Raw genomic sequence first — 14,105 nt, 5'->3', positions numbered from 1 at the left:
CTTACACTTTGAAAACATTTACTCCATATACTTCAACAAGAAAGAATCGTATTACTGCAATCACGTTCCCAATAACCCTCTTTCATTTCGAACTTAGTTAAACCACCTCCAGCTTTCATATCCGTAGGTCTCTCCTTTTTTCAAATCTAGACTTCGCTTATTGATCGAGACTGTACTGTTATTCTCCCATTCGACGTCAACTGTTTCCCTATCATTCAGATAATAGATTCTCTTTTTAAACCAGAGTGGTCCGTCTAATTCTGCTCTCACGCCCAGTGACCCTGCTGCTCCCGCATCATAACGATAAAAGTCAATAGTATACGTACCATCCGGCGAATGTACCGTCTTTATATGTTGATCCCCTCCCATAAATGAAATGAGCAAGGTTAATAAGATAATCAAAAAAAGCATACCAGAGGTCAATCCAGACAATATTACCGTTATCCAACTTCTTGTTTTGGTCCACCAGCTTCTTTTATCTTTAAAACCGATAATCCCTAGCACAAGCGCTGACAAACTTAGTAAGATTAAAATATAATTCGGCGGAGCAATTAACCACATATTTGCTAAATTAGAATATAATGCGTAAAGCACTAACACAATACAAAAAAGGATTAAGTAAAATGACCATGCGTTATCGCTTTTTTTCATAAAAATTCTCCCCTTTAATAGGCATCTTCTTGCTCACACTTGTGTTTTCCTTCAATCAATGGTGGAATTGTTCGCACCTTGTTGCGACTTGTATTTGATAATGCCATCACTCATAAATGCGATTATCACCCCAATCACGATAGGCAAAAAGGAAATCTCTACATTTGTAGGTGAAATTTTAAACATGATCACATCTATCTTAGCGATAAACCCTATCAAATACAGGGATACCATCGTTCCAAGCGACATGACTACTGAACTCCCAACCCCACTTGGAAACTTGTTAATGTAACCAACGACTCCAAAAAGGATATAGCCAATCAACAATATATAGTCTATGTAACTAGGCAAATTAAAAACCTGAAGCAATACAATGATCACCAACGCAATGAACGCACACGTAAAATAAAATCGATAACTTAATCCCAAACTAGCTCCTCCTCTTTAAGAGACAATCTTTCTTCCGCGGTCTGCAACTTCCTCCAATAACCTTTTTTGAAAAATATTATTTTATACTGTACCACGTTAGTGCTTAAATTCCTAATCTCTTCAAAAATCGAAATAAATCACTTCTGCTGAAATAAGAGTGCAAAACTGCTATAATAGTAATAAAATATAGAGGAGTTTAATCATGACAGGAACAGAAAGAAAGAATATTAAAGTAGGCACAAACGTGCGAGTAGTTCAAAAGCAGGATCAACGCTCCGGAAAATTAACAGAAGGTACAGTGGCAAATATACTTACCAATTCTGCCACACACCCGCATGGTATTAAAGTAAGATTAGAGAGTGGTATAGTAGGCAGAGTAAAGGAAATCAATGAATAGAAAGAGATAAGAATGGAATTAGCTTGATGCAATAATCCTGCCCGTTCGTTCAATTGGAAAACTTCGCAACATCATATATTAGTATGGTTCTTCCAATACTGCGAACCAAGTAAAATTAGCTCCTTTTTCCATCTCTGATATTTTCAATCAACCGTTCAAAAAAATAAGCATCCGTTTGTTCTCTCTCCTCAACAGAATGATCAGGCAATAACGTCTCCCAAACTTTTGGTAAAGGAACCCCCATAATCTCACGATACAACGCAATCAGCGTTTCCTTATGCCGTTTATTTAAAGACCGGAAACGTTTAAACGTATCCTCCAGTGATACTCAAGTATTTTATCCGTTTGAAAGAAGATCCAATCCATGTATGACTGATTGTCCCTTTGGTTTTCCCACCTTTTATGTTTTTGCTCGTTCGCTAAGCCATTTTTTATTCACAATGTTTGTTTTAAAAATGAAATCACTACCTACATCGACGACGATTTCAGCTTATTATCCTTTTTAAGACGAAACCCTTACTCACATCACCTACGATTTCAGCTTATATTCCTTTTTAAGATGAAATCCTTACTCACATCACCCACGATTTCAGTTTATCATCCTTTTTAAAGCGAAATCCTTACTCACATTACCCACGATTTCAGCTTATATTCCTTTTAAAGGCGAAATCCTCATTCGCATCACCCGCGATTTCAGCTTATCATCCTTTTTAAGATGAAATCCTTACTCGCTTCACCTACGATTTCAGCTTATCATCCTTTTTAAGATGAAATCCTTACTCGCTTCACCTACGATTTCAGCTTATCATCCTTATTAAGATGAAATCCTTACTCACATCACCTGCGATTTCAGCTTATATTCCTTTTTAAGGCGAAATCCTCACTCACATCACCTGCGATTTCAGCTTATCATCCTTTTAAAGGCGAAATCCTTACTCGCTTCACCTACGATTTCAGCTTATCATCCTTTTTAAGATGAAATCCTTACTCACATCACCCACGATTTCAGCTTATATTCCTTTTTAAGGCAAAATCCTCACTAGCATCGCCCGCGATTTCAACTAATAACTTCTTTTTAGACCAAATCTCTTCTTGCATCACCTACGATTTCTCCTAATAACGCTTTTCACAACGAAATCCCTTTGCATCTTGCTTATGAGAACTCGTTAGTAAATTATCTTGCTAAATCATTTCTTGAAAAATATTAAATAGTATACTTTTTTAACGGAGTAGGGAAAATGACCACGTTTAACAAAGGAACAATTGAGCATTACTTCCCTCGAATCATTACTTCTTTACTTATTGTATTCACTTACTTTTTCACCTTCGTTCCTTCTACTATATCTTTTCTACGGTATATACTTAAAATAAGTCCTAGCATAGCAGTTGAAACAATTAGCATACTCCCACCATAGCTGATAAATGGTAAAGAGACGCTGATATAGGGTATGAGTCCCAATCCCATTGCAATATTTAAGATCGTAGGTACAATAAGTAGTGTCCCTCCACCAATCACTAGCAATCTTCCAAATGAATCTTTCGATTTAAGACCGTTTAACAAGATACGTATCATAAATACCAATAGAATAAGACAAAGGAGAATCCCAAATACCCAACCAAACAAGTTAACAAGATACGGAAAAACTAAATCGGTATGTGCGTTCGGGACCTGCAACTTACTATTTATTCCATTACCAAACCAACCCGCTTGAGAAAGTGTTTCCCTAACTTTGTGGTAGATATCCATTTCTCCATTAGCACTGTAATTTAGAATAAGAGATACTCGATTGTAGACACGTCTCCAGAAAAAGCTAATAATAATTATTACTACACTTAATGTCACTATTGTGTTAAAAGCAACTAACTTAATAGCTATTTTTTTACGCACAGGAGAAAAAACAAACATAGTTGTGATACAAGTGAAATAAATGAAACCTATCGTAAAGTCTGGGAGTAGTAAATAGACTAGTAATGGAATCCAAAAAAGCAAAGAGATTACGCCTTGTTTGCTTTTACTTGTAATAGCATTGATTCTATTAAAAATACCCGCCCAAGAAAGGATAAAAAAGAATACAGTTATCATAGGCACGTACAACACTACTCCAGGCAAATCAACCCAGCATTTTGCGCCATTAATTGTTATTCCAAAAAAATAAGTGTAAACATGAATGATTAACCCAATTCCATAAAATAACATCCAAAGCTTCTTTAGTTTTCGGTAATCAAAGAAAAGTAAAGTAATCAGGATCAAACTAGCAAGCGTGTACCATATCGTTTGTCGAACGAAAGGGTTTGATAGTCCGTTAGCTCCATTTACTAGGGGAAGAAAGCTGATAACAGCAATCATCCCGAATAACGCAATCAGTACCCAATCTATTTTCGGTCTATGCAGTAAATTTAAATCTTCACCTAATGTGAATGGATTTCCCATCTCTTCTATTGCTTTCTTTTCAGCATCCTCTTTGGAAAATGTTTTTTGTTGGCAAGCCTGTTTTAATGCTTGTAAATGATTACGCAATTCATTTCTAATTAAACCTTGTGCTTCTTTAGACTTTACTTTTGAGATTACCTTACTTAAAAATTCTTCAAATTTGTCAGATCTCATAAAGACACCTCCTCAAGTAAATGTTTTAGAAACATTGGATTATTAGAACCTGCTTGTTTATACGCAGCTAAATATTTTACTCCCTTCTTCATTAGGGAATAGTACTTTTTTTCACTTTTCCATTCCGAAGTAATCAATTCTTTATTTTCAAGTAAATGGAGGAGTGTATACAATTGACCTTCCTTGTTTTGGAAAATCGTATCCCCTTTACGAAAAAGAAAAGTCTTTAAAGAATGTTCCTTTCATTGCATCTTTTAAGTGAACAAACGGATCATTCATTAGTTAAACCTCCTTCATCATTTTATCTCTTAATAATTCTTTTGCTCGTTTTAATCTAGTTTTAATTGTATTTGCATTAACGGTTGTCACATTACTTATCTCTGCTACTGATAACTCTTCATAGTAATGCAGAAAAACTACTTCTCTATACTTTATAGGTAATGCCATGACTGCATGAGATAAACTGTCCTCTTGATGTTTAGAGATAACTTCCTCTTCCACTTGTTTTGATTTAGAAGGAATATAGTTCATCACTTTTTCATTTAGTCTTATTTTGCGATAATACCAACTTCGCACGTAGTCTTTACAATGATTACTAGCAATTTTGTAAACCCAGGTCTTTATGGATGCTTGCTGATTAAATTGATCTAATTTTTCATAACACTTAATAAATATCTCTTGTGTTAAATCCTCTGCAGTCGCTCGATTTTTGACATAGGTAAACACAAGATATAGGATGCTATCGCTATAATCCTGCATTAATCGATCAATTACTTGTTCCTTATCCTTAATCCATATTTTTCCACCTAAAATTGCTCCAGTTCATTCATCTAGGTATCACCTCTTCTTACACCTTAGACGAAGCAAACTACCTTTTGGTTTGGAAATAATTTAATTATATCAACTATTTTCCTTTTTAAAGATAGTCTTCCTTTATTAAACAATAGTGGAGGAAAAGAAATGATTTGAATACTTTTCATTTTCATTTATGTTAAAATTTACATGCGAAAACTCTTATAATAGTAAATGGTTCAAAAAATCTTTCACACATACAATTAGCATAGCACCTATTTAAAATACAATTATAAGATTGCAAGAAACAATATAATTGGATGGTCAATTACTATACGATGCTTTGCTTCATTAAATAGAAAAGGAGGAAGATGTAGGATTAAACCGCCCGCTTTTAAAAATGGGGATCGTGTAGCAATTATTGCACCAGCTGGACCACCAGCAAACCGTGCGCACTTGGTCCAAGGAAAACGTGTATTGGAAGAAATGGGACTTGACGTCGTTTATGGGAAATACTTGTTTGATGATGAGGAAGATCTTGCTACTCTCGATCAAAAGAGGCTTTCTGATTTGCATGATGCTTTTTTTGATCCAGCCATTCGCGGAATTTTCTGCGCGAATGGAGGATTCGGTACAGCTAGAATTGCTCCGAAGATTGCATATGCAAAAATACAGCAAAATCCTAAAGTATTTTGGGGTTATAGTGATATTACCTATCTACTAAATGCCATTCAAAAACATAGTGGCTTCGTTACGTTCCACGGACCGATGTTGGCATCTGATTTAAATGATGAAGCAAGAACAGACGAGACCGCATCCTCATTTTTATCTTTATTTAACGGAGAATCTTTAACCTATGATGCTAGTAAATCCAATCTCAATACAATCGTCAACGGAACAGGAGAAGGACCTTTAGTGGGAGGAAATTTAACTTTGCTCACTAATGGGTTGGGCACACCTTATCAAGTGGATACAGCAGGAGCAATCTTGCTTTTGGAAGAGGTTGAAGAGCCTTCGTTTAAGATTAATTTAATGCTTACCCACCTTGAACAAGCTGGAGTGTTTGCTACCGTTGAAGGGATGGTCCTTGGTAATTTTCAAATGGAAGATCCAGAAGAAGATAGGAAAATCAAACAAGTGCTTGAAGATTTCTTCTGTAATGCATCGTTTCCTGTTGTTGCAAACTTTTACATTGGACATTGCCAACCTAATTATGGTGTTCCACTAGGCGCAAACGCAAAACTCACAACATCCCCACCTCAATTGGTAATTGAAACAGGTGTGGTAAAGTCGGAAATATAAGAGTTTTTAATTAGAACTCAAATTTTCATAGTATAGATCAAGATATTGTTACAGAACAATACAACTCTTCTTCACCATACGAAAAAGCAGAAGACGCAGAACAAGGAGTGGAACAAATAATGAAAAGAATAATGCATAAGACATCTTGGAAATGCCCTTGTGGAACGATTGTTGGTTGGAAAGACAATAATAATGGTGTTATCAGGGCAACGGGTATCAAGTATGCTAGTTCAAAAAGGTATAGTGTTCCTGTAGCTGAACCTCTGAGCGATGGAATAATTGATGCAACTAATTGGTCTCCAGCAAGCCCGCAACCAAAAGATACATATACAGGGCAATTCTTAAACGAGTTAACTAGAGAAATGGAGTTGGATGAGCACTGTCAGTATCTTTCTGTATCAGCCCCATTAAATGCAAAACCAAGCGATAATTTGCCAGTAATGGTATGGATACACGGTGGCTCTTACGTCACAGGAGCAGGAGATCATCCAATGTATAATCCAGCGGCTTTGGTACGAGAACAACAAGTTATTGTTATTACAGTTACATACCGGCTAGGTTTATTTGGTTATCTAGGAAGCGAGGAGGGCACACCTGCAAATCTAGGATTACTTGACCAGATCGAAGCATTGCGATGGATAAAACAAAACATTTCTTACTTTGGAGGTAATCCAGAAAATATTACGATATTTGGTGAATCTGCTGGAGGAGATGCAGTGGCACATCTGATGATTTCAGAAGGAACAGAAGGACTATTTCATCGAGCGATTATTCAAAGTGCTCCATTTGGTTTATTGCCTAAACGAGAGAATATGACGAATGCCATGCTTGAAGAAGCTAAACGAACATCCTTTAATGGTTCAATGGAAGATATAGCTACCGCTCAGTCTCTTATCCAAAAGAAAGCAAAACGTTTTGGGTTAAAATCATCAATGCCATTTGGCGTTCAATATGGACACTTCCCTCTTCCAAAAGAAGAGAATACAGAAGAAGCTTGGCAGAATGTCGCATCCCGTGTTGAGATAATAGTAGGCTGCAACAACAATGAAGTAGCACCTTTTATTCCACTAATTCCAGCCTTAAAAAAAATAACATCTGCACCAGTTTTGGGGAAAGTTATATCATGGGCTATGGTAAAGTTGCTAACATGGAAAATTTACCGTTCAGGCGCCAAAAAGTTTGCTAAGAGACATGCTATTGGTGGCGGGCGAGGGTACAAGTACACCATCACTTGGGGTGCTGCTGGTAACAAGTTTTCAGGAGGACATGCCACTGAAATACCGCTACTGTTCGAAGACAAAGCCCTTTGGGAACATGCTCCTTTACTTGAAGGTACTTCTTGGGAGGAATACCAACGGCAGGGGCAAGCACTTCGTAACATATGGGGAGAATTTGCTCGAACAGGACACGTACACGATACTAATGTTCCAGGGCTCATTAAACTGGAAAACATTTAAGGTACTGCAAAATGCAATTTCGATTAAAGTGAACTTACACCGTTAGGATGGGTGATTCTTTAACTAATAAGCAATACTTTCATTCAACAACATAAAGTTTCAAAGAGCCAATATAATTACTTTTGGCTCTTTGCTAATGTACTACAGTTTTTAGTACGTAGTATTGTTTTACCATGCATTTAATTTCTCCGGCGTTTTGTATGCATCCACCATTCCCCAGATCCATAGAATAGGAATTGTAATAAAATAATCATAAAAATGATTACATTGGGTGGTTAATTCTAATAAGTCTTATCTTAGTGATGCGTATTGGATGTGTTTGTTTTCCTCTGTTAAATTGATATAGTTCCAACTTTCTGGTTTCCGTCCGAAGAACCCAAGTAAAAGCCACAAAAAAATGCTGCTAGCTGGCATGAGAAACAGCAGGAATTTAGGCCCCAAATCTTCCAGCTCATCATCACTAACATGAAGTGCAACTTGACTTGGTATATCTGACCAAAGAGACAACAGATGGTAGCCATGATAGAGCAAAGTAACACCGGAAATTAGCATAAGCGCTCCCTTAAAAGCTTTATGTTTCATGGTATCCCTCCTAATTATTACTACGCACTAAACGCACGGAAGGTTTCATTGGTTGTTTCAAATTCTCGGGCTGCTGCGTCAGCTATACACTCTATTCTGGACGTTCATGTAAAAGATTCACGTGTACACGTGATACTGGGAAAAACCGTTGCAGATTATCTTCTGTAAAAGTATGATTGACAATTTTATGTACAGTACATTTAACTTTTTTTCTTTTTTAACCCCTCTACTCCCTCCTTTCACAACCAATAAAAAAACAGTTAAACAAACTGGACACCATTCATTTATTGTAACTAGCAAAATAGTTACAACACACTCTCCTTAATTTTTTCAAAAATTAGAAATAATTGTTGTGTATAAACCTCTGCCTTTTTCAAACGATAAAAAGAATAGTAATTATGTATACAACAAAACAGACGGGATGGATGCCACTTGTCAAAATTACTTACTACCGCATTATTCTCTCTTATTTTTTTGACCACAATCAGTGGATGTTCAACTTTAAAACAAAATGAAGATAGTCAGCCGAAAAGCCCATTTATCGATTTATCTACCGAAAAACAAGGTGATCAAACACCCTATAGAAATATGGATGAACGACCAAATACAACAGAACAAGCACCACAAAAACACGATAACGACAAAATGGATAAAATTCCAAATGATCATCATTCATTACAACAAACCATACCAGATCAGTTACCTACAGAAGAACTCGTTCCAGACGAATTAGAAACTGAACAACATACCGATACACAGAAAACTACAAACAAAGCTACTAATCTTCCCTTTCAGCATTTTAAAGAAAGATGGAATGCCCTATCAGATGAGCAATCATCTAACTTATATATAAAAAAACTTGAAAAAGCATCAAATGAAGAAGGAAGTTATTTAAAAGCACATCTATCAAACCAACTGGAATTACACGTTTTTGTAGAGGGAAAGTTTATTAAACAATTGGACATCATCAGTGACATCGAAACAAAAGATGACGTATTGGCCATGCTTTCAAGTTGGGAACAAGTAGTGAAAATCCTACATCCTAATGTTGAAATTCATGATGTCGATCATTTTTTTGAACAAATTGGTGTGGGACCTGATGCTGATTTAACGAACGTTAAGGCCGTTTCTTTTCCATACTATCAATTACGTTACACAATTGAACCTACAGATATTGGTTATCGCTTTTCTGCTAAACCTAATGAAATCAGTGAGGAGGAGTAACCAATGATGAGGAGAAAACTGATTTTTTCCTTTATTTTCATTCTGTTGATTACGATGAAATGTAGTAGCCCGACCAATTCACAATCTACCTTCTTTAATATGTCATATATTTACTTTGGATCTTTGAATAGCTACGTTGACCAAGTAGATAAAACAAAGGGGAGCTTAGATGTCGTTTCACCCAATTACTTTGACCTTACAAAAGAAGGGGCATTGGACATAACATGGCGACTTCAAACTTCTTTCATTTCAGAAATGCATAATCGTGGCATTAAAGTGGTTCCTTTCTTAGCAAATCATTGGGATTCAACAGCGGGAATTAACGGGTTACAACATCGGGAACAATTAGCCAAAGATGTTGCCGCCGCTATCCAAAAATATAATTTAGATGGTGTTAATGTAGATATTGAAGGCGTTAACCATGTCTATCGAGATGCGCATACCGACTTTATTCGATTATTAAGACAGTACATTCCTAATGACAAAGAGGTTTCTGTGGCTGTTGCTGCCAATCCCAACGGATGGTCAACTGGATGGCATGGGTTCTATGACTATCATAACTTAGGTAGATATGCAGATTATCTCATGATTATGGCATATGATGAGAGCTGGGAATCACCGGATAGTCCGATTGGGCCGGTATCAAGCTTATCTTTTTTTGAACGATCCGTACAGTATGCCATTAATCAAGACGTTCCTAAAAGTCGAATTGTCGCTGGTTTACCTTTTTATGGCCGAATGTGGAAACTAGATGGGTCTACTAATTTAGAAGGAAAGCATATAACGGGATTGGGTCTATCAAGTACACGAGTCGCTCCACTAATTTCAAAGTTCAATGGAGAGATTCATTTTGATCAAAACACGCAATCACCCTTTGCAACATTTACAATACCGAAAGGACAGAATACCTTTGTTGGGAACACGAACTTAACAGAGGGAGAGTATATCATTTGGTATGAGAATGAACCATCTATTCGAGCTAAACTGAGTATCCCTTTAAAATATGGAATTAAAGGCACTGGTTCATGGGCTTTGTACCACGAAACACCTGACACTTGGGATTATTATACCTCAGCATTAAACGGGATAGACAATAAATTAGATGGCAAAACTTATGGAACTGGAACACACGGCGTAACAACCACTTCTGTGAATATTAGATCGAGTGCTACACTGAGTGGGACTATCATTCGTACCTTAAAAAAAGACGCAGTTGTAAAAGTAACCGGTGAGCCAATACATGTTGATAATCATAATTGGTATCCTATTAAGTTAACTGACGGAAAGAATGGATTTGTTTCAGGAAATTATTTAAGAAAGTTTGATTTACAAGAACTTTATGGGCAAAATCGGTATGAAACAAGTTCCTTTATTTCAAATGAAGGTTGGAAAGGAAACGCGGATACAATCGTTCTTGGTAGAGGTGATGTACCTGCCGATGCACTAGCAGGCAGTGTCTTAGCAAAAAAACTTCAAGCACCGCTATTACTCACAAAATCAACACAATTACCTGAAAATATAGATATTGAAATCGATCGGCTAGCTCCGACAAAAATATATCTTCTTGGGGGAAAAGCAGCAATATCAGAATCCGTTCAAGATCAACTAAAAAATAAAGGATATTCCGTTTCTCGAATTTCCGGAGATACTAGATACGGTACTGCTGTTAGTATTGCTAATCAAGTGGGGGTAAAGGATGAATTGATTTTGGCTACAGGTATGGATAGCCCAGATGCTTTATCCGTTGCTCCTTATGCAGGGATAAGTCAAATTCCTATTTTATTATCCAAACCAACACAGCTTCCAAATGAACTAATAACGTTCGTAGAACAAAATGATATTGATAAAGTGACTATTATTGGTGGAGAAGCAGCGATAGGTAAAAATGTTGAAACCATGCTTAAGAACCTAGGCGTACAAACCATACAACGTGTAAAGGGTAGCGACCGCTATGAAACAAGTGTTGAGATAGCGAAATACTATAAAGATGCGTTAAATTTTTCCGATATCTTTTTTGCCAGTGGGAACAGTTATGTTGATGCATTACCAGGTTCCCCTCTCGCCGCAACCAGTCGCTCCCCAATACTACTAATTAATGATAATACGTTACCACCATCAGTTGTGGATTTCATGATAAATGAATCTGAAGCAAGTCCTAAAATAAACATCTTAGGTGGCTATCGTATCCTACCAGAAACGATAAGAACAACACTGTTTCAAACATTAAAGTAAGTAGTAAAAAAAAACAAAGATACGCACCATGTTTTCTTTTCAAATAAAAAACACGTAAAAACCTATCCAATCAAATGACTTGGGTAGGTTTTATCTTTATTTCATATTAACTACACGAAACACTCCTTAGGTAGATAAGGGATCGCCATTGACTGCATCAGTCATAACGAACATAAGTCCCAGCAATCAAATCGTGCACAGCTCTTTTATCCTCTCGAAAAATGATCATAAACACACTGACAATCGTTGTAATCCCAAATGTTAGATATGCAATCACGTTTTTGCCGATCACTTCTCTTAAAATCATATTTTTCCATGTTACTTTTTCTTCATCTATTCGTTTTATCTTAATTCTCAGTATGCGTTTCCCAATGTTATAGCCACCCCATAGCACTGGTACAATCGTTCCATACAACACATATAGCAAATTCCACCACAATCCGTCGGTCCAATCATTTAGATAACTTTCTATTGCCCAAGGGAAAATCATGAAACTAAGGATACTAAATACAAAAAAATCCAGAAAATCAGCCACCAACCTCCTACCAAAGCTTGCGTTCATTCTCCCCATACCAACATCTCCTTATCCTTCATCTATAAATAATAACCCTAACCACACTTATGGAAAATTCTGATAAATAAAGTTTACCATAGGTCATTGCTCCTGAGAACCGGGGAATTTCCTTTGATACCTTTACGGACAGACACCCATGGCCCTCTTCGTTAATACAGTAAAAATAGAAGAAGGAGGCACATGAAATGGCAGCACTCATGCAAAAAACATGGCTAGATGAACACGCGCACACACTTCCACAATGGCAACGGGACGCCTATCAAGCGTTTGTGTCCACCATTGCAGATGATACCAATACGTATCCGTGTGTACCTGGTCGGCAAGGATTTTTAACAAACAATTTACGATTTTGTTTTATTGGCGATCCTCGTTGCACCGAAGCAGCGCAACAACTGGCAAAAACACTACAAGCGTATGGAAAATGTTCACGTGATACTGGAAAATTCGCATCACTAGTTGTATTTTGTGAAACACCTAAAGCGATCTTGGAAAACTATGATGTAGAAGGGTTTCGGCAACTGTTTTGGTCACTATTAAACCATATGACCACATTTGATGAAAAAGCGTGGCCAGCGGACATACCAACGGATCCGCATCATCATAAATGGGAGTTTTGCTTTGATGGGGAACCGTACTTTGCGTTTTGTGCTACCCCTGCGCACGACACACGTAAAAGTCGTCACTTTCCTTGCTTTTTACTGGCATTCCAACCACGCTGGGTGTTTGACGAGATAAATGAAAAGACACCGTTTGGACGAAAAATTAAAAACGTCATCCGACAACGCCTAGTAAAATATGATGGGATTCCAGGACATCCGGATTTAAAATGGTACGGCAATGAAGACAATTATGAATGGAAACAATATTTTATCAGTGATGATGATACCAGTCCGTCCAAATGTCCATTCCATCGCATGCGAGACAAATTCTTTTCAAACTAAAAAACAGCAGACCACGGATCCGCTGTTTTTTTATTACGATTTCCTTCGAAGGGGCAGTGTCATGCAACGAATACCTCCACCGCCCTTTTCTAATTCTGATACGTCAATTGCAATGAATTTTTTCTTAGCTAGCTTCGGATGTTTTTTCAGCATCTGCTTATGTGTCTGTTTGCTAATCAACATTGTCTCTGGATCTATATTAAAAAAATTGATATCCGGATTTGTATCATACTTCTCAAGCCAATAAACCTCAAAGCCATGCCGATCAAGAAAGTCTGCAGTCATGTCATAACGCACGGAGCTTTCTGTGATAATTTCAACTGGAAAATAACGCAAATAGCTTTTTGCCACCACTACACCTTCCCCAGCAACATTACAATTCATATCCAAGTGAAACGTGTCTGAACGACGTGGCAAGTCAATTATGCCAATTTCAGAGAACCCCGCTTGAAAAATTTTTTCCTTGATCCGGGCAACACTTTCCATACTTGTCCGCATCCCGACATTAATAAAGACAGCATCTTTATTTAAGACGAGCACATCGCCATATTCTAATGCGCGAAAATCATCATTATCATCGATCGAAAACGCCTCAGGAAACCATTGTTCAAATAACAAGTGCGCCTGCACATATTCCGGTTTTCTCATCGAAATCATTGGTTGACTAGGAAGGATAGTCGTACCGAATACACATGCCAAGTCCCGAACATAAAAGCGATTAATGAGCTGGTCACTTAATGCCCGATCTTCCGCCGAAAGATATGTCGCATAATCAATCACGTCAGCACCCATATTTTCTAACGTTTGCCGTAATGTGTGAAACTGCTCCTGTGCTTTCTGCTGGTTAACCGGCGCGCTCCATTTCACATCTTCAGCCGTTTGTAAATCCGGAACACTTAACATCGATGGTTGGCAGAGT

14 protein-coding genes and 1 pseudogene are annotated in these 14,105 nt (G+C 37.3%); 6 read left to right on the top strand and 9 right to left on the bottom strand.

From position 1 onward, the window contains the following. Positions 1–93: 93 nt before the first annotated feature. Together DES48_RS14300 and DES48_RS14295 are read right to left on the bottom strand one after the other, a co-directional pair. Entirely contained in the window at positions 94–651 is a 558-nt protein-coding gene (locus DES48_RS14300) for a DUF5412 family protein (RefSeq protein WP_113870012.1), read from the bottom strand. 51 nt (positions 652–702) lie between these two features. After that, on the bottom strand, positions 703–1,080 hold the full coding sequence (locus DES48_RS14295) for a hypothetical protein (RefSeq protein ID WP_113870011.1): 378 nt from the start codon (positions 1,078–1,080) through the stop codon (positions 703–705). A 202-nt stretch (positions 1,081–1,282) separates the two neighbouring features. On the opposite strand from DES48_RS14295, the gene DES48_RS14290 reads away from it, so the two are divergent. Next, positions 1,283–1,477, top strand: coding sequence for a YwbE family protein (locus tag DES48_RS14290; RefSeq protein ID WP_113870010.1), 195 nt, complete (start codon positions 1,283–1,285; stop codon positions 1,475–1,477). Positions 1,478–1,601: 124 nt separating this feature from the next. Here the strand turns inward: DES48_RS14290 and DES48_RS14285 are convergent. The 4 genes and pseudogenes from DES48_RS14285 to DES48_RS14270 form a co-directional block, all read right to left on the bottom strand. Continuing rightward, positions 1,602–1,843 (bottom strand): annotated as a pseudogene (locus tag DES48_RS14285) (hypothetical protein); the annotation flags it as partial. Positions 1,844–2,789: 946 nt separating this feature from the next. After that, a complete protein-coding gene (locus tag DES48_RS14280) occupies positions 2,790–4,082 on the bottom strand; it encodes an FtsW/RodA/SpoVE family cell cycle protein (protein ID WP_113870009.1) in 1,293 nt (430 codons plus the stop codon). Continuing rightward, positions 4,079–4,279, bottom strand: a complete 201-nt coding sequence (locus DES48_RS16650) for a helix-turn-helix transcriptional regulator (RefSeq protein WP_113870008.1) — start codon at positions 4,277–4,279, stop codon at positions 4,079–4,081. The genes DES48_RS14280 and DES48_RS16650 overlap by 4 nt, the downstream gene beginning before the upstream one ends. An 85-nt stretch (positions 4,280–4,364) precedes the next feature. Further along, entirely contained in the window at positions 4,365–4,895 is a 531-nt protein-coding gene (locus DES48_RS14270; protein ID WP_281269252.1) for a sigma-70 family RNA polymerase sigma factor, read from the bottom strand. A gap of 276 nt (positions 4,896–5,171) precedes the next feature. Between DES48_RS14270 and DES48_RS14265 the strand changes: the two genes are divergently transcribed. Both DES48_RS14265 and DES48_RS14260 read left to right on the top strand, forming a co-directional pair. Continuing rightward, positions 5,172–6,176, top strand: coding sequence for a S66 peptidase family protein (locus DES48_RS14265; protein WP_425451896.1), 1,005 nt, complete (start codon positions 5,172–5,174; stop codon positions 6,174–6,176). A 119-nt stretch (positions 6,177–6,295) separates the two neighbouring features. Next, entirely contained in the window at positions 6,296–7,633 is a 1,338-nt protein-coding gene (locus DES48_RS14260) for a carboxylesterase family protein (protein ID WP_113870005.1), read from the top strand. Positions 7,634–7,924: 291 nt separating this feature from the next. On the opposite strand, the gene DES48_RS14255 is transcribed toward DES48_RS14260, so the two are convergent. Continuing rightward, positions 7,925–8,215: a hypothetical protein gene (locus DES48_RS14255; protein ID WP_113870004.1), complete on the bottom strand. Its 291-nt coding sequence runs from the start codon at positions 8,213–8,215 to the stop codon at positions 7,925–7,927. A gap of 432 nt (positions 8,216–8,647) precedes the next feature. Here DES48_RS14255 and DES48_RS14250 point away from each other — a divergent pair, with 432 nt between their 5' ends. After that, positions 8,648–9,439: a hypothetical protein gene (locus DES48_RS14250; RefSeq protein ID WP_113870003.1), complete on the top strand. Its 792-nt coding sequence runs from the start codon at positions 8,648–8,650 to the stop codon at positions 9,437–9,439. A gap of 3 nt (positions 9,440–9,442) precedes the next feature. Next, positions 9,443–11,671 (top strand): cell wall-binding repeat-containing protein, encoded by a 2,229-nt coding sequence (locus DES48_RS14245; protein WP_113870002.1) that lies wholly within the window; start codon positions 9,443–9,445, stop codon positions 11,669–11,671. A gap of 157 nt (positions 11,672–11,828) precedes the next feature. Here DES48_RS14245 and DES48_RS14240 read toward each other — a convergent pair whose 3' ends face one another. Next, on the bottom strand, positions 11,829–12,242 hold the full coding sequence (locus DES48_RS14240; protein WP_113870001.1) for an RDD family protein: 414 nt from the start codon (positions 12,240–12,242) through the stop codon (positions 11,829–11,831). Positions 12,243–12,430: 188 nt separating this feature from the next. Between DES48_RS14240 and DES48_RS14235 the strand changes: the two genes are divergently transcribed. Beyond that, positions 12,431–13,186, top strand: a complete 756-nt coding sequence (locus tag DES48_RS14235; protein ID WP_113870000.1) for a YqcI/YcgG family protein — start codon at positions 12,431–12,433, stop codon at positions 13,184–13,186. A 33-nt stretch (positions 13,187–13,219) separates the two neighbouring features. On the opposite strand, the gene DES48_RS14230 is transcribed toward DES48_RS14235, so the two are convergent. Continuing rightward, positions 13,220–14,089, bottom strand: a complete 870-nt coding sequence (locus DES48_RS14230; RefSeq protein WP_113870038.1) for an arginine deiminase family protein — start codon at positions 14,087–14,089, stop codon at positions 13,220–13,222. Positions 14,090–14,105 lie beyond the last annotated feature (16 nt).

This window comes from Paraliobacillus ryukyuensis (assembly GCF_003315295.1).
GTDB classification, from domain to species: Bacteria; Bacillota; Bacilli; order Bacillales; family Amphibacillaceae; genus Paraliobacillus; species Paraliobacillus ryukyuensis.
The sequence above is the reverse complement of the archived record's forward strand: the minus strand, read 5'-3'. Positions and strand labels throughout refer to the sequence as shown.

What these genes read in the sequence shown, in the direction of transcription:
- DES48_RS14300 (WP_113870012.1), bottom strand. Translation starts at nt 651, where the DNA reads ATGAAAAAAAGCGATAACGCATGGTCATTTTACTTAATCCTTTTTTGT.
- DES48_RS14290 (WP_113870010.1), top strand. Translation starts at nt 1,283, where the DNA reads ATGACAGGAACAGAAAGAAAGAATATTAAAGTAGGCACAAACGTGCGA.
- DES48_RS14280 (WP_113870009.1), bottom strand. Translation starts at nt 4,082, where the DNA reads ATGAGATCTGACAAATTTGAAGAATTTTTAAGTAAGGTAATCTCAAAA.
- DES48_RS14260 (WP_113870005.1), top strand. Translation starts at nt 6,296, where the DNA reads ATGAAAAGAATAATGCATAAGACATCTTGGAAATGCCCTTGTGGAACG.
- DES48_RS14255 (WP_113870004.1), bottom strand. Translation starts at nt 8,215, where the DNA reads ATGAAACATAAAGCTTTTAAGGGAGCGCTTATGCTAATTTCCGGTGTT.
- DES48_RS14245 (WP_113870002.1), top strand. Translation starts at nt 9,443, where the DNA reads ATGATGAGGAGAAAACTGATTTTTTCCTTTATTTTCATTCTGTTGATT.
- DES48_RS14240 (WP_113870001.1), bottom strand. Translation starts at nt 12,242, where the DNA reads ATGGGGAGAATGAACGCAAGCTTTGGTAGGAGGTTGGTGGCTGATTTT.
- DES48_RS14235 (WP_113870000.1), top strand. Translation starts at nt 12,431, where the DNA reads ATGGCAGCACTCATGCAAAAAACATGGCTAGATGAACACGCGCACACA.
- DES48_RS14230 (WP_113870038.1), bottom strand. Translation starts at nt 14,089, where the DNA reads ATGTTAAGTGTTCCGGATTTACAAACGGCTGAAGATGTGAAATGGAGC.